Source organism: Bacillus mycoides, assembly GCF_018742245.1.
GTDB lineage: Bacteria > Bacillota > Bacilli > Bacillales > Bacillaceae_G > Bacillus_A > Bacillus_A cereus_U.
The window spans coordinates 4,849,127-4,864,503 of record NZ_CP036132.1; the positions used below are offsets into that span (position 1 = coordinate 4,849,127).

The window sequence follows — 15,377 nt, forward strand, 5'->3', positions numbered from 1 at the left end:
TAAAAAGGAGGGAATAAAGCATGCAAGTACTAGAGTTAATTTTCGTGAAAGAAGATGGAAAAACAGTTGCCTTTTCTATCGATAATCCCATTACACCAGTAAATGAACAAGTCGTAAATCAAGTAATGGATACCATTCTTTCTTCATCTGTATTTTCATCAATTGGTGAAAATACTCGTAAAAAAGGAGCTCGCCTCGTAGAAAAAACTGTATCTGAAGTTCAGATCACTCCGTAAATCAAAAAGGCGAATCTGCATCATTTTGCAGATTCGTCTTTTTTCTTCGGCATTTCAATTGGAATAAAGATGTTTGAAAAACCAACACAAACATACTTATAATTCTCTCCGCCTAAATCAAACTCTGTCGTATATGTTGAGAAGAAAATATAATCATTTCGTTTTGTATAATGTTCGATTAATAATCCAACTTGTGGTTCAACATACTTATTTGCCAATTTCTTTCCCGCCGATGCTAAATCGCCAAGTATACCCTCTTTATTTTCTTTCTCAACCTCTTCTAGCTTCTTACTCACATCATTACGCTTCATAAATTGTTTTGCTGCCCAATCCGTATATTCTCCCTTACCCGGATTACTGTTTGCTAAATAAACTAAGAGAACAACAGCTAGAGCCATAATAATATACTTTTTCTTCATGCTATATCACCGCCTACTCTTTTCTATTTTCATATATATGTACAAGCGATGCAAATTAGAAAGACTATCATCTATTGATTGTAAACGAACAGTAAAAATTTACAATACGCAATAGAAGATTAATAATACTTTTACATAATTCGTATATAATTATATTCGAAATAACAAATTTTTATAAGGGAGGATTTAGAATCATGGATAATGAAAATGATATTTTTATTTCTAGCTCTACAATGATGCTCGAACCTTGTAAACACCCTTATTACCGGACAAAAATTATCGACAGTAGCGGAAACCACTTGCACTCTTGCCACACAAGTCTACAACTCATCAAGAAATATTGTCTAACACATATTCATTCTACTTACCAAGGTAGACGTCATGCAGTCCAAGTAAACTTTAAGCTCAAACAAAATGTTCCGATTCCGATTAATCACAAAGAATACATTTGCGTTTTCCCAACAGAATCTCCTTCTTCTCCAAACTGCATTTGGTTGTTCTATAACCATATAGAGGAGATAGGGTTTTCCAAAAAAACTAACAAAGCTAACATTCATTTTTTTAACGGAACTACCATAACAATACAAATAGGTTCTCATAAGTTACAGCAACAATTTTTGAAAGCTGGACATATATTATCCCGAATGAACATAAAAGATTCACTACACTTAAAAAACCCCTTGCCACATTTACTGCCTTAATGTAAATAGAATGGAACGCAATATTTCCTTTGCCTTCCATTCTACTTATTATTCTTATCCCCTTACACTATCTCTCATTTTCTCAAGCGCTTGTCGATATACCCATCTCGTTTGATAGTACGTCATCCCCATTTCAGCAGCTATCTCTCCCATCGTTTTCCCTGTAAAGAATCGCTCTGAAATGATGTGCCTCTCCCTCTCATCTAACACGCTCATAAAGTCCTTCGCCCTCGTTCCCACATCTTCATACCCAAATCGTTCACCATACTCTCCGGTACACACATACCTCTCTTGCACTACACATTCTTTCTTCAGCCTCTCCAATATATAACCACGTACTGTTACGACAGCATAAGCAGGAAAACTTCCTTTCTCCTCCTCATACCTTTCATACGCATGCCAAAGACCAATTAAACCACATTGATAATACTCTTCATAATCTTGGTAAATATGTAACCTCTTTATTTGATTTACAATCATACCTTCATACAAAACAACCGTATCTGTAAAAGTCGCTGGCTTCACACAGTGCCCGTTTCTAAAAGGTATACCTCTTTAGTATTCCGCGGTACCTCTACAATATAAAATGAGAAAGGAAATTTCATTGTGGGTAATTTCAAATAATACTGCCGGAATTTGAAATTACACTAGGCAGTATTCGAAATTCTGCTTGGGGTATTTGAAATAGGGGTAAAAATAAAAAAGGTGACTCTCGGAAGAGTCACCTTTTTTATTTTATTATTGGAACATACCTTGTAACGCACCCAGTCCAAGAGTTAAGACAAAGAAGACAATAGTAATAGTTGTTGCCTGCTTTTTACTTAAACTTGCCGTAATTTGAAGACCTAACCACGTTATAACAAATCCCCAAATTGTAAATACTTCAAATTTACTTGCAATACCTTTTACAACCCCGCTACTTGAAGCAAAGATAGGACCTAATCCAGTATACATTTCTTGTCCTGATCCACCTAAAACAAACGCTAAAACCGTATTCAATAATACGCCAAGTAATGAAATAATGCTTGAATATACGCTAATTGTTAATAATTTCTTATAAGAAGTATCATTGCTCATAAACATCATTAATACTTTATACACCGCTGCACTAATGAAGAAACTTATCCCCATACCTAAAGCACCAATTCCGAATCCCATACCAAACGTCACTGCAGGTGGAACGTCAAAACCTAACTCCTTATTAAGCTTAATGGCTTCTGGGGTTAAAGAGCCTACATAAGCAGCAAGTCCACCAATAACTGCTCCTAATAAAACAAGTATCCAAAACGCACCCCAAACCGCATTACTAGTCTTCATTCTCTCAAACTGCAAACCTGGAGATGTAATCATTCCTAATAATGATGGCTTCTTCGCACCTACATCTTGCGTATTAATATTCGCTTCCATTATAACGCCTCCTTATTATATTGGCATATTAGGTAAAAATGCCGCAATTAACATAACAATTGCCGCTAAGAATACTGCCTTAATAATGAATAAAATGATAATCGGAACAGCTGCTTTCACTTTACTTAATCCAGCTGTAACTTGTAATCCCAACCAAATTAATACTAAATTCCATAAATAGAACAATTCAATCGTATTACCGATTCCATATGCCATTGAACCTTGTTCAAATAATGGCCCCAAGCTTGTATATTGCGTTGCTCCACCATCTAAAATTAAAGCTATAACGCCATTAATAAGTCCACCAAGAATAAGAACAATATTCGTATATATAACAATCGTTAATATTTTTTTATAAGACGTATCATTTCCAAAGAACATCATAAATATTTTATAAATAGCTGCGACAAATAATGCACCAATCATTGTTCCTACAAAGCTTGATACACCACCATAAATAACTTCTGACGTAAGAGAACTCTTTCCAGAAAATTCACCTAATTCTTTCTGCAGCTTAATCATTTCAGGTGATGTGTTCACGACATAAGTCGTCAAACTGCCTACAAGTCCTTGTAACAATGCAACTAAGAAAAACATACCCCAAACTTTTTCGCTCGTCTTCATTCGCTCAAACTGTAAGCCTGGAGATGTAATCATTCCAAATAATGACGGCTTCTCTCCACCAACTTTTTGCGTATTCAAATTCGCTTCCATCATAACGCCTCCTTCTATTTATATAACCCGTTCTAACGGGCGGTTCACATCCTCATGCAAGAGGCTACGAACCGCCCACTAGAACGGTAATATGTAGTAGAGAGTTTTCCTCTCTACTACACTAGTAATTTACTCATAACGAAGTGCTTCAATTGGATCTAATTTCGCAGCTTTGTTCGCTGGAATTAATCCAAAAATAATACCAAGTGTCATAGAGAACAATACGCCCCCAACGACAACTTCCCATGAAACGAGCGGTGGCCACTTCGCAAATGTGGAAACGATATATGCCCCGCCATACCCAAGACCAATTCCGATTAAACCACCTAGAAGCGTTAACATAACGGCTTCAATTAAAAACTGTAATAAAATTTTACTACGTGTTGCACCAAGCGCTTTACGCACCCCAATTTCACGTGTACGCTCTGTTACAGATACAAGCATGATATTCATAACGCCGATACCACCAACGACTAATGAAATACCAGCGATACCGCCGATGATCATCGTCATAATACCAGTTACTTTAGAAACATTTTCTTGGAATTCTTTTAAATTCACCAGTTCATATTTACCTGGAATTTCACTTGGCTTACGACTATTTAATACATCGATAGCTTTTTTCCCAGCTACTTCTAAATTGTCTACATTTTTAGCTTGAATTGCGATATTTTGAATATTATCTGTTCCGTATAAAACAGGCCATAACGTAAGGGGGATTAACGCCTCTTCCATTTCAAATCCCATAAACTCATTATCAGATCTATACACACCAATAATTTGCATTGGCTGACCCTTCATCTCAATAATTTGTCCAACTGGGTTTACGTCCTTAAATAACGTCTCTTCTGTTTTTGTACTAATCATCACAACGTTATTTGCATGAGAAATATCTGATTCATTTAAAGTACGTCCCTTTACGACCTTTACTTTATTAACTGCAAAATATTCATTATCAAGACCAATAACATTCAGATTTGCTTTTTTATCATTTACATCAAGTACCTCTGAATTCTGGTTTGTCGTAATAACGTGTGAAACATCTTTCACTTGTCTTACTTCTAGAATATCTTCTTCCGTTAACTTCGGTATTTCAAATCCACCCATACTAAACTCATCATTAATATCCGGTTTAAACTGAATTGGCATAAGGTTATTACCGCCAGAACCTGCGAATTTCGACTTCAACATCGCTTCCCCGCCTTGCCCAATGGCAACGACAGTAATAATAGAACCTACACCAATGATAATACCGAGCATCGTAAGAGCAGATCGCAATTTATGAGCTAAAATAGAAGATAAGGCAATTTTTATACTATCTAGTAAACTCATACTGCACACCTTCTATCTTCTGTAACTTTCCCGTCTCGCAGTACAATGCGGCGAGACGAATAAGCCGCCACTTCCTCTTCATGCGTAACCATAACAATCGTCGTACCTTCTGCATTGAGTTTCGTGAAAATATCCATAACTTGTGCACCAGACTTCGTATCAAGTGCACCTGTCGGCTCATCGGCCATAATGAACGTCGGATTATTTGCAATCGATCTCGCAATCGCTACACGTTGCTTCTGTCCACCTGATAACTCACTAGGTAAATGGTGTACTCTATCTGATAATCCAACTTTTCCAAGCGCTTCAAGAGCTCTCTGACGACGCTCTGCTTTCTTCACCCCACCGTAGATGAGCGGAAGTTCAACGTTTTCCACTGCGGAAAGACGCGGAAGTAAATTAAAATGCTGGAACACAAAGCCGATATATTCATTACGAATTAAAGCAAGCTTTGACTCGTCTGCTGTTAAGATATTCACATCATTCAGCATATATTCGCCTTCTGTTGGACGATCTAAACAACCGATAATATTCATAAGCGTTGATTTACCTGAACCAGACGGTCCCATAATCGAAATGAACTCGCCGCTCTGAATCGTTAAACTAATACCATGCAAGATTGGCACTGCCAACTTCCCTTGATAATACGTTTTAGAAATATTATTTAACGTAATCATTTCTCTTTCACTTCCATTCCGTCATACACGTTGTCGGAAGGATTTTTAGCCACCTTTTGCCCCACTGTTGCGCCTTCAACAATCTCCGTCCAATCTCCATCAGTAGCACCTTTTTTCACATTTTGTTTACGAAGCTTTCCTTTTTCTTCGATATAAACAAATGCATCTTCGCCTTTTTCTACAATGCTCTTACTTGGAACAGCGATCATCGTCTTATTCTCTAAATTTACTTGCAGAGAAACGTGATAACCTGGAGATAAACCATCTTGGCTATCAAGACTTGCCTTATATGTATATTGAGACATATTTTGAGTTCCTTCACCAGCAGCTTGAGCCATCTCTGCACTCGTTGGGAATTCACTTACTTCCGTAATCTTACCTGTCCACTTCTTCTTATTATTTGCTTTCGCAGTTACAGTGAACGTTTGATCTTTTTGAATTTGTGATTTTTGAAGCTCTGTTAAAGTCCCTTGAACTTGGAACGGATCTTTAGAAGCAACTTGCAAGAATGCTTTCCCTTGACCACCTAACGCTTGAGATGAACTTTGTGCCGCATCTTTGTCTAACTTTTGTACAACACCAGTGAAATTACTATAAATCGTAAGTTCTTTCTGTTTTTTACTTAACTCTTCTTTTTGCAACTTCCCTTTTTCTTTCTCCAGGTCAGTTGTCTTTTGTGCCATTTCTAACTCACTTACTTGCTCTTCCATTGGGTCTGTTACTTCTTTCCCAGCCCCACTATCTTTTACCTTCTTAATTTCTTTCTTCAACGAATCAATCTTCTTTTTCCCTTGATCGTAACGCATATCAGCCATCTTCTGATCAAGATCAGCTTGCTTCATTTGAAGATTAATTTCTTCATTATCATAAGAGAATAATTTCGTTCCTTTTTCTACCTCTTGTCCTTCTTTCACCGCAATATCTTTCACTTTTCCTTTAGTCGGATCCGCATAGAAACTTTCAATATTTCCTGGCTTCACCTGACCAGAAATTAACTTCGTATTATTAAGCTTACGCTCTGTCACTTTCTCAAAACTTACAGCATCTGTCTTCGCCGTACCTTTCTTCTTACCTTGCATTACAAAAATATTAACTGCTGCTACAATAACAATTAGTGCAATAACTCCGATGATAATCCATTTCTTCTTCTTGTTTGGAGTACGAACCGTATTTGGTAACATAGTCTCTCTCCCTTTATAACTTAATAGTTTAATAAACAATCGAATTGTACAAAACTTTCTGAAAACAAATTACATATTATTACATTCTTTTTACAAAGTTTTACACATTCATTTATATTGTAACAAAAATACCAATGATTAGAAATATGACATCTTATCTTTTAAGATAGTTTTAAGGAAAGATTATTGTATATAGAAAAAGCCATCCAAAAAAATAATTGGATAGCTGTTTCAAATACAATATTACGCCGCTTTAGGATCTTTTCTCTCATGCCCACGTTGAACGATGAACAAGAAGACTGTTGATAAAATTGCACCTGTTAATAGTAAGATAAAGCAACCATCCCAGCCAGAACGATCAACAATAACACCAATTGCTGCGTTTGCTACAAGACTCCCGCCTACATAACCGAACAGACCACACATACCAACTGTCGTACCTACTGCAAATTTCGGTACTAATTCCATCGCACTTAAACCGATTAAGAACTGTGGTACGTAAATTAAACATCCGATAATAGAAACGGCAATACTTACAACAAGTACGCTAGTTGCTTGCCAATATACAACCGTACCAACAACAACTCCAACCATACTAATAATACACAATGGCATACGTTTCCCTTTAAATAATTTATCACTTAAAAGACCAACAATTAATGAACTTGGAATTGCCATACCTTCAAAGATTGCGTATGCTGCATGTGCTTCATTTTTTGAAAAACCTTTAACTGTCGTTAAATAAAGTGGAACCCAGTTAATAACACCGAAACGAATTAAATAAACAAATGCATTCGCAATACATAAGAACCATACAAATTTATTTTTCACTACGTATTTCATTAAAATTTCTTTTGGCGACATCTTGCTAGCATTATCTGCTTTTTCAAGATTTTCATAGTCATTACGATACTCATCAATTGGAGGAAGACCTTCAGACTCTGGTGTATCCTTCGCATTAATCCAAACAAGAACTGAAATTACCATTGCGATAATCGCTGGGAAAATAAATACGCCGCCTTGCCAATGATTTTCACCGAAAATACCTACACCAATTCCGACAAGGGGCGGCACTAGCATTCCGCCAACGTTATGTGAAATATTCCAAATACCTGTTTTCGTACCACGTTCTTTCTTTGAGAACCATTTCGTCATAACGATACTACAAGGTGGTGCTCCCATACCTTGTACAATACCATTTAGGACAAGTAATGTAACAATCATCCCAAATGAAGATGCAAAACCGAAACAAATATTCACAAGCCCTGATAAGAATAATCCAACTGCGATAAAGCGCTGGGCGAAAGCTTTATCTGATAAATTCCCCATAAAGAACTTACTAAATCCATAAACAATTGCCATTACTGAACCTAGTAATCCAATTTCAGCTGTACTAAAACCATATTCTTGTACTAAATACGTACTTGATAACGTAAAGTTACTGCGCACTAAATAATAAGCAGCATACCCAACTGAAATTCCCATTAGCACACGAATACGTAATAATTTGTATACCCTGTCAATCATATCCGCCGGCAATCTCTCAATTGCAGGTGCTGGCTTAAGCCATTTAAACATATTCTTTCGTCTCCTTTTCTCACTGCTGAGAGAGACGTTGTCTATTCCATATCTCGATTATCCCACTATTTGATATATTTTTGTTCGTCCTTCTAACCGGCTGACCTTCTATCTCTTTCTGATTCTTCGCAAACATCGTTGGTACGCCAAACGAAACTTTTTCTAAAATGTGCCCCGCTTCTTCTGATAAACAATAATCAATAAATAAATCCGCAATAAGACCACTCGGTGCACGTTTTAGTTTTGAAATCGCATTGACAGACAAACCTGTTTGCTCAGGCTCATTACTTACAATAGGAAAGCCTTGTTTCTGAAGCATTCTCTGATCTCCCGCAAAATTGATGCCTATCATATATTCACCGCTCGCAACCAGTTCTGCGGGCATATAACCATTCACCGTTACTTCACCAACTTGCCTTGCAAGATTCTTAACATACTCTTTCGCTTCTTCTTCACCTAAAGTATCAATAAGTGATTGAAACAAAGTATATGCTGTGCCGGAAACATTTGGATCAGGCATTGCAATCTTACCCGTATATACCGGATCTAATAAATCTTGCCATCTTGATGGATATGGAAGACCGAGCGGTGCTATTTCTTCATTCCACCGCTCTTTATTAATCGCAATTGCCAGTTTCTCCACTTCATAACCGTACCAATAACCATCTTTATCTTTAACAGACTTTGAAATACGGTTCGCATGCTGGCTCATAACTGGAATAGAAAGGTTCTTTTGCTTCATCATTTGATGCGCATCCACTGTGCCGCCAATAATAATATCCGCCTTCGGATTTCCAGCTTCCTCTTCTACTCTCCGAAGAAGTTCTTCTGTCGATAAGCGAATAAATTCATACGTACACCCTCGTGTTTTACAAAATGACGAAAGCAAAGCCTCACCAACTTCCTCGCGGGCCGCTACATACGCAACGAGATGACGATCATCCAAAATAGGGAGACCACTTTTATTATATTTAATAGAGGTTGTATCTCGAGAGCAACTAGACATCGCTCCTCCGATTATTAGCAAAAAGAAGAAAAAGGCTATCTTTCTCATAACACACTCTCCTTTACAAATAACTCTGCTAGGGAGCCCTTCATATACATGACATTCCCGTTATTATCACCGAGATATTGCACAACAAAGTAAGATGGATACACAGAAATAGTTAGAATATCTTCACGCTCATTCTTTATACGCTTACCTGTTTTATAAGCGGTAATATAAGCAATCGGCTCATTCTGTGATTGTAATAATTTCTGAATTTCTCCGTAATCTGTAATTTGCTTTGCGTATCGAATAGAATCAAGTATGTGCGTAAGATCTATAGTACGTATTACATCCCCTTGCCTCACTACAACTTCCTTTGCCTCCGCAAAGAAATTACTAATGCGCTCTGGTGTATAATACAGACTTAACAAATACGTTTGAAATGCTGAGATCATCGGATCCGTACCATTCTTTCCGTATACATTAGCCTCATACTGGAACAAGTCACCTACTGCAAAAGTACGCTTATGTCCATTCAAGTACGTTACTTCTCCAGTAAATACTTGTTCTTGATTCTTAGCTTCTCTCGGCTCTATTCGAATTCGGTCAAAGAATGAAACAATCGTATGCAAACGAACTTCATCCGTTACAACAATTTCTCTCCACTTCTCATGCCTTACTTTCACTTCAGTAGGAAGGGATTCATTCACTCTTTGTAAAACGGCTTGTTTGTCATCCACAATTGTGATTCGATTATATATTTGCTTCTCAATAACATAAAACAAAATAAGAGAAACGATCATACAAAAGACAAACATAAGAATTTGAAATGATAGCCTTTTCATTTCTGCCTACCTCCAAGATAAAAAAACGTTGTTTCGAAAATACCGCATAATTGTTTCATAAATGTATCATTTAACCGCTTTCAAGTTTTTTATGTCTTCCATCCGTCTTGGAAGTAAAAATGTCATACATATTGTAGTTCCCATTTCTTCACTACTCTCAATTCGCATACTTCCGCCTTGCTTCTTCATAATCTCCTGACAAATGTATAAGCCATATCCATTCCCGTAACTAGAAGGAAGCACCTTACCTTCCGGAGACTCATGCCATTCTGCAAGCACACCTTCATCCATACCAATACCATCATCATGAACAAAAACTTTCGCTTCCTGCTCATTTATAATTACATTCATACGAACTCGCGTAGCATCACTATATTTAATCGCATTATCAAGCACATTCAAGAAAATTTGCTTCGTCTTATCAAAATCCGCAACGACGTGTACTTCCGTTAACTCATTCATAACTTCAATTTCAAACTGCTGCAGGCGCGGTTTCACAATTGAAACTGCTTCTTCTGCTAACTCTTTAATATTCACGACTGTAGGTGACACTTCAAACGTACTCGTCCCGTACTTTGAAGACTTAAGTAATTCCTCTACAAGTGATAATAGACGCTCACTTTCTACAGACACATAACGGAGACTCTCCTGCACATCTTCCTTCGACTGTAACTTCGGAATTAAATCTACATAACCGATAATCGCTGTTAGCGGTGTTTTCAGCTCATGCGTAATGCGGTCCAAGAAATCTTTCTGTTTCTCTTTCTCTTCCTTCAGCTGCTTAATATGCAGCTCAATCCCATCAGCCATCGCATTAAAGGATGCTGAAAGCTGCGCAATTTCCACATACTCATTCAGCTCAATCTTACTTTCATAATCTCCATTCGCAAGCCGATATGCCATTTGCCTTAACTGATCAATTGGTTTATGAAGAGACTTCGCCAAACGAATCGCAAAGAAAATACCAGCAGCTACTAAACAAAGAGACGTCATTAAAAACGTCCAACTCACATTTGTTAAAACTTCCTTCTCATCCGTTAACTCATTTATAAAACGAATACTCCCAATGACATCGTTTCCATAATAAACCGGACTTGAAAACAAAAGAATTGGAGCTGGGTCTCCCTCCTCGAAAACATAAGATTTCTTTCCCTTCAAAGAACTCCCAATGTCAATATTCCGATGAAGTAACGCTCCCTTTTGTGTATCTGCAACAACATCTCCATTCTTCCCAATCATCTGCACCCGGACATCCATTCGCTTCGCTAAATACGAAGCAATTAAAAGCGAATTAGGACCTAGCGTCTCCACTTCTGCTTCCTTCTCTAAATAATTCATCGTATAAATTTGTGCTTCCACACTTAACTTTTCTAAGGAATCCGCCGCATTATGATACACATTCTTCTCCAGTGCAATATAAACAACCGCATACAAAAGAACAAGAATTGGAATCAACAACCCAACTATTCCAAACACCATATTTCGTTTTAAAGACATATCATCACCACTTAACAATCTATCTTATAGCCAACGCCATAAATTGTCTTAATATACTCCCCGTTCGAACCAAGTTTCTTTCGAAGCCTCTGCACCATAATATCAACCGCTCTCGTATTCCCTATATACTCAAAACCCCACACTTTCTCGAGTAACTCATCCCTCATGAATACACGCTGCGGATTTGAAACAAACAACTGACATAAATTAAACTCTCGGTACGTTAACTGAATCTCCTGTCCACTCACATGAACCTTTCTTTCCTTAGGACAAATCACTAACTCACCTGCGCGAATTACTTCATGACTTACAGTTGCCTCCTCCTTCTTCACACGCCGGCTCATATTCTTCACCCGAAGAATAAGCTCCGCATAATTAAAAGGCTTCGTCACATAATCATCAGCTCCAAGCTGAAGACCAAGCAACTTATCATTCATCTGACTCTTCGCTGTCAACATAAGCACCGGAATATCACGATCCTTCTCCCGGAATAAACGTAATAACTCATACCCATCCGTATCCGGAAGCATCACATCTAAAATAAGTACATCCGGCTGCTCATTCCATCTCTCTAAAGCTTCTCTCCCATCAGCCGCCGTCAATACTTCATACCCTTCCATCTCTAACTGCATCCGAATCAAATTACGAATACTCGATTCATCATCTACTACAAGTATTTTCATCATTCTCCTCCTTCCATCCTGTATTATAGTACAGTTTAGTATAGCAAAAATAAGACAAAAAAAGAGAGGGTATTGTCGAACATATTTTGTCGACGATACCCTCTCCTGTTATATATTCTCTTATACGCTCGCAATAATAAATTCAGCACGTCCTACAATCCTATATTCCCCAAAGTCACTTGGTAATATGAGATGATCTCCTTGCTCAAATGAATATTTCTCAGTTCCATGTACCAACTCTCCTTCTCCATCTATTACACTTACGAGAAGAAATGGACTTTTTTGCGTCAAGTTAACCACTCCGTCTAACTCCCATTTTCTCACTGAAAAATAAGAGCACTCCATAAACGTTGTTACATGTAAATCCTCTATTTTTTCATATTGAACAGTTCGTTGGTCTGAAACAAATGGTGTTTCTATCACTTCAATACTTTTCTCAAGATGCAGTTCACGTAATTCTCCCTCTGAATCTCTCCTATTATAATCGTATAATCGATAAGTAGTATCAGAGTTTTGTTGCGTTTCTAATATTAAAATGCCTTCACCAATTGCATGAACAGTTCCACTCGGAACAAAGAAAAAATCACCTGGCTTCACTTTTACACGTTGTAATAGCTTGTCCCACTCCCCTTGTTCAACCATATCTACTAGTTCATCCTTTGTCTTTGCATGATGCCCATAAATAATCTCAGCATCCTCTTTGCAATCAATAACATACCAACATTCAGTTTTTCCTAGCTCACCATTTTCATTTATACGTGCATACTCATCATCTGGATGTACTTGGACAGATAAATCTCGATTTGCATCTAAAATTTTTGTAAGAAGAGGGAATCGATCCCCCTCCATATTTCCAAATAACTCTCGATGTTCATTCCATAATTGTCCTAAAGATAAACCTTTATATTCTCCCTTCTTCACTACACTTTGTCCGTTCTGATGTGCGGAAAATGCCCAACATTCACCCGTTTGTTCTGATGGTATTTCATATCCGAAAGAAGTTAATTTCGTACCACCCCAAATTCTTTCTTTAAAAACGGGTGCAAAAAATAACGGTTCTGTCATGATTAAAATCCTCCATTTTATACGATGTCATCTAATAATTTATGTGCTTCCTCTTTCGTTTGGACGGATATTAATCTCTCTCTATAACTATCATCCATAAGTTTTCGTGAAAGCATTTGAAGAATCTTCAAATGTTCATTTCCTTCACTCTCTTTCGGAACTGCAATCATAAATATTAATTTTGCATCCGTTCCGTCTAAACTTTTCCAATCTACTCCCGATTGTTTAATTCCAAATACAACACTCGGTTTTTTTACTGCATCTGACTTCCCATGAGGAATCGCAATATTCATTCCAATTCCCGTAGTGCTCTCTTCTTCACGATTCATAATAGCTTTCTTAAATTCCGAGTCAGAATGTAAAGCACCTATAGTATTTAATTTCCCAATCATTTCATCAATAATATCGTCACGTGTCTCTCCCGCTAGGTTAATATCAATAAGCTCTAAACTCGTTATATCTGTTAACTTCTGAATTTCTACCTTTTCGGCTTTCTTTTCTATTACTTGCTCTTGAACTTCTGCTACTTCCTTTGTTGCTGAAACTTCTTTCATTTCTTTTGATTCTTGTATTTCTTCAACTTTTGAAATATCTTTCTTTAATACGTTCACAACGACTGCTGTTACAGTAGAACCTACAATAATAGCAACAAAGAACATAAATACATTATCCACTGCTCCCAGTACAGCGACAATTGGACCACCATGTGCTACTCTATCACCCACATTACCAATCATTGCAATAACAGCACCAGTCATTGAGCCAGCCATAATACTTGGAATCACACGTAATGGATCCTGCGCTGCAAACGGAATAGCGCCTTCTGTAATACCGAATAAGCCCATCGTAAATGAGGCTTTCCCCATTTCTCTTTCTGACTCTTGAAATTTGTTCTTTCCTATAAATGTAGCAAGTCCCATCCCGATTGGTGGAATACAAATTGCCGCTGCAATCGGCCCCATAATTTCATAATTCCCTTCTCCAATCATTGCAGAACCAAATAAGAATGCTACTTTATTTACCGGACCACCCATATCAAATGAAATCATTGCCCCTAAGATTAATGCTAAAAGAATTGAACTTGAACCTTGCATACCCGCTAACCAAGCCGTTAATGATTCAAATACTTGTGCTACAGGAGCACCTATAATAAATACAAAGGCTAAACCAACAATAAGCGATGTAAATACCGGAATGATAATAATTGGCATAATTGGTTGTAGCGCTTTTGGTACTTTTAACTTTTTAATTCCTAAAGCTACATAACCGGCTAAGAAACCTGCGATAATTCCTCCTAAGAAGCCAGCTCCACTCTCGCTACCATAAAAACTTCCCGTTGCCGCGATATATCCGCCGATCATACCAGGAACAAGTCCAGGTTTATCAGCTATACTATAAGCAATATATCCAGCTAGAATTGGAACCATAAATGCAAACGAAGCTCCACCTATTTGCTCAATTGTTTTCCAAAAAGACCCTTCTGGTATTACTAAACCACCAGGCGTTTTCTCACCACCAAGTGTTAATGCAATTGCAATTAATAATCCCCCTACCACAATGAAAGGAACCATGAACGATACACCATTCATTAAATGACGGTATATTGGATTTTGTTTTCTTCCTTGTGAATCATTTCCTGTTTTTTTCACATCCGAATGATAAACAGGAACATTACCATCTACTATGTTTTGAATTAGCTCCTCCGGTTTACGAATACCGTCTTTAACTCCTACAACTAGTAGCTTTTTACCTACGAATCTATCTTTATTTACTACTCGATCTGCAGCTATAATGATGCCATCTGCTTCACGAATTTCTTGCTCAGTAAGTTCATTTTCAACACCTATACCACCTTGTGTTTCAACTTTCATTTGAATTCCTAATTTATCTGCTGCTTTTTGTAAGTTTTCTGCAGCCATATAAGTATGGGCAATCCCATTTGGACACGATGTAATCGCTAGTACTTTCATTTTAATCCTCCTCAACCTTATGTAAGCGCCTACAAGTAATATATATCAATATTTGATTCATAAAAGTTTTCTTTTTTACCGTAA

At 37.4% G+C, this 15,377-nt stretch carries 16 protein-coding genes; 2 read left to right on the plus strand and 14 right to left on the minus strand.

All coding sequences use genetic code 11. The features are described from left to right. Nucleotides 1-20: 20 nt before the first annotated feature. Entirely contained in the window at nt 21-236 is a 216-nt protein-coding gene (locus EXW56_RS24995) for a DUF2922 domain-containing protein (RefSeq protein ID WP_002112952.1), read from the plus strand. Nucleotides 237-256: 20 nt separating this feature from the next. Here the strand turns inward: EXW56_RS24995 and EXW56_RS25000 are convergent, their stop codons facing one another. After that, nucleotides 257-655, minus strand: a complete 399-nt coding sequence (locus EXW56_RS25000) for a DUF4359 domain-containing protein (RefSeq protein ID WP_002034805.1) — start codon at nt 653-655, stop codon at nt 257-259. Nucleotides 656-849: 194 nt separating this feature from the next. On the opposite strand from EXW56_RS25000, the gene EXW56_RS25005 reads away from it, so the two are divergent. After that, nucleotides 850-1,356, plus strand: coding sequence for a competence protein ComK (locus EXW56_RS25005; protein WP_215597051.1), 507 nt, complete (start codon nt 850-852; stop codon nt 1,354-1,356). A gap of 54 nt (nt 1,357-1,410) precedes the next feature. On the opposite strand, the gene EXW56_RS25010 is transcribed toward EXW56_RS25005, so the two are convergent. The 13 genes from EXW56_RS25010 to EXW56_RS25070 all read right to left on the minus strand — a co-directional run bounded on the left by EXW56_RS25010 (nt 1,411) and on the right by EXW56_RS25070 (nt 15,293). Next, nucleotides 1,411-1,881, minus strand: coding sequence for a sigma-70 family RNA polymerase sigma factor (locus EXW56_RS25010; RefSeq protein ID WP_215597052.1), 471 nt, complete (start codon nt 1,879-1,881; stop codon nt 1,411-1,413). A 213-nt stretch (nt 1,882-2,094) separates the two neighbouring features. Then, nucleotides 2,095-2,763 (minus strand): YknW family membrane protein, encoded by a 669-nt coding sequence (locus tag EXW56_RS25015; protein ID WP_098988426.1) that lies wholly within the window; start codon nt 2,761-2,763, stop codon nt 2,095-2,097. Nucleotides 2,764-2,778: 15 nt separating this feature from the next. Further along, complete coding sequence (locus EXW56_RS25020; protein ID WP_215597053.1) at nt 2,779-3,477, minus strand: YknW family membrane protein; 699 nt, start codon at nt 3,475-3,477, stop codon at nt 2,779-2,781. A 129-nt stretch (nt 3,478-3,606) separates the two neighbouring features. Then, the gene (locus tag EXW56_RS25025) at nt 3,607-4,809 is read right to left on the minus strand and encodes an ABC transporter permease (RefSeq protein ID WP_199660450.1); all 1,203 of its coding nucleotides are present in this window, start codon (nt 4,807-4,809) and stop codon (nt 3,607-3,609) included. Continuing rightward, the gene (locus EXW56_RS25030; RefSeq protein WP_215597054.1) at nt 4,806-5,486 is read right to left on the minus strand and encodes an ABC transporter ATP-binding protein; all 681 of its coding nucleotides are present in this window, start codon (nt 5,484-5,486) and stop codon (nt 4,806-4,808) included. The genes EXW56_RS25025 and EXW56_RS25030 overlap by 4 nt, the downstream gene beginning before the upstream one ends. Beyond that, the gene (locus tag EXW56_RS25035) at nt 5,483-6,667 is read right to left on the minus strand and encodes an efflux RND transporter periplasmic adaptor subunit (protein ID WP_215597055.1); all 1,185 of its coding nucleotides are present in this window, start codon (nt 6,665-6,667) and stop codon (nt 5,483-5,485) included. Before EXW56_RS25035 ends, EXW56_RS25030 begins: the two co-directional genes overlap by 4 nt. A 243-nt stretch (nt 6,668-6,910) precedes the next feature. Continuing rightward, the gene (locus EXW56_RS25040) at nt 6,911-8,245 is read right to left on the minus strand and encodes an MFS transporter (protein ID WP_070140132.1); all 1,335 of its coding nucleotides are present in this window, start codon (nt 8,243-8,245) and stop codon (nt 6,911-6,913) included. 19 nt (nt 8,246-8,264) lie between these two features. Beyond that, nucleotides 8,265-9,299 (minus strand): ABC transporter substrate-binding protein, encoded by a 1,035-nt coding sequence (locus EXW56_RS25045; protein ID WP_070140133.1) that lies wholly within the window; start codon nt 9,297-9,299, stop codon nt 8,265-8,267. Then, the gene (locus EXW56_RS25050; protein WP_215597056.1) at nt 9,296-10,078 is read right to left on the minus strand and encodes a DUF3919 family protein; all 783 of its coding nucleotides are present in this window, start codon (nt 10,076-10,078) and stop codon (nt 9,296-9,298) included. Before EXW56_RS25050 ends, EXW56_RS25045 begins: the two co-directional genes overlap by 4 nt. A gap of 66 nt (nt 10,079-10,144) precedes the next feature. Then, nucleotides 10,145-11,575, minus strand: coding sequence for a HAMP domain-containing sensor histidine kinase (locus tag EXW56_RS25055; RefSeq protein ID WP_199660436.1), 1,431 nt, complete (start codon nt 11,573-11,575; stop codon nt 10,145-10,147). An 11-nt stretch (nt 11,576-11,586) separates the two neighbouring features. Next, the gene (locus EXW56_RS25060) at nt 11,587-12,258 is read right to left on the minus strand and encodes a response regulator transcription factor (protein WP_002198808.1); all 672 of its coding nucleotides are present in this window, start codon (nt 12,256-12,258) and stop codon (nt 11,587-11,589) included. Nucleotides 12,259-12,378: 120 nt separating this feature from the next. Further along, the gene (gene manA / locus EXW56_RS25065; RefSeq protein ID WP_215597057.1) at nt 12,379-13,323 is read right to left on the minus strand and encodes a mannose-6-phosphate isomerase, class I; all 945 of its coding nucleotides are present in this window, start codon (nt 13,321-13,323) and stop codon (nt 12,379-12,381) included. 17 nt (nt 13,324-13,340) lie between these two features. Then, nucleotides 13,341-15,293 carry a PTS fructose transporter subunit IIABC gene (locus EXW56_RS25070; protein ID WP_215597058.1) on the minus strand — a complete coding sequence of 651 codons (1,953 nt, stop codon included), beginning with the start codon at nt 15,291-15,293 and terminating at the stop codon, nt 13,341-13,343. Between the last annotated feature and the right edge of the window lie 84 nt (nt 15,294-15,377).

Bases quoted from the DNA above. Each gene is read 5' to 3' on its own strand.
- EXW56_RS25030 (WP_215597054.1), bottom strand. From the start codon at position 5,486: ATGATTACGTTAAATAATATTTCTAAAACGTATTATCAAGGGAAGTTG.
- EXW56_RS25060 (WP_002198808.1), bottom strand. From the start codon at position 12,258: ATGAAAATACTTGTAGTAGATGATGAATCGAGTATTCGTAATTTGATT.
- EXW56_RS25025 (WP_199660450.1), bottom strand. From the start codon at position 4,809: ATGAGTTTACTAGATAGTATAAAAATTGCCTTATCTTCTATTTTAGCT.
- EXW56_RS25070 (WP_215597058.1), bottom strand. From the start codon at position 15,293: ATGAAAGTACTAGCGATTACATCGTGTCCAAATGGGATTGCCCATACT.
- EXW56_RS25035 (WP_215597055.1), bottom strand. From the start codon at position 6,667: ATGTTACCAAATACGGTTCGTACTCCAAACAAGAAGAAGAAATGGATT.
- EXW56_RS25005 (WP_215597051.1), top strand. From the start codon at position 850: ATGGATAATGAAAATGATATTTTTATTTCTAGCTCTACAATGATGCTC.
- EXW56_RS25040 (WP_070140132.1), bottom strand. From the start codon at position 8,245: ATGTTTAAATGGCTTAAGCCAGCACCTGCAATTGAGAGATTGCCGGCG.
- EXW56_RS25050 (WP_215597056.1), bottom strand. From the start codon at position 10,078: ATGAAAAGGCTATCATTTCAAATTCTTATGTTTGTCTTTTGTATGATC.
- EXW56_RS25045 (WP_070140133.1), bottom strand. From the start codon at position 9,299: ATGAGAAAGATAGCCTTTTTCTTCTTTTTGCTAATAATCGGAGGAGCG.
- EXW56_RS25055 (WP_199660436.1), bottom strand. From the start codon at position 11,575: ATGTCTTTAAAACGAAATATGGTGTTTGGAATAGTTGGGTTGTTGATT.
- EXW56_RS25020 (WP_215597053.1), bottom strand. From the start codon at position 3,477: ATGGAAGCGAATTTGAATACGCAAAAAGTTGGTGGAGAGAAGCCGTCA.
- EXW56_RS25015 (WP_098988426.1), bottom strand. From the start codon at position 2,763: ATGGAAGCGAATATTAATACGCAAGATGTAGGTGCGAAGAAGCCATCA.
- EXW56_RS24995 (WP_002112952.1), top strand. From the start codon at position 21: ATGCAAGTACTAGAGTTAATTTTCGTGAAAGAAGATGGAAAAACAGTT.
- manA (WP_215597057.1), bottom strand. From the start codon at position 13,323: ATGACAGAACCGTTATTTTTTGCACCCGTTTTTAAAGAAAGAATTTGG.
- EXW56_RS25000 (WP_002034805.1), bottom strand. From the start codon at position 655: ATGAAGAAAAAGTATATTATTATGGCTCTAGCTGTTGTTCTCTTAGTT.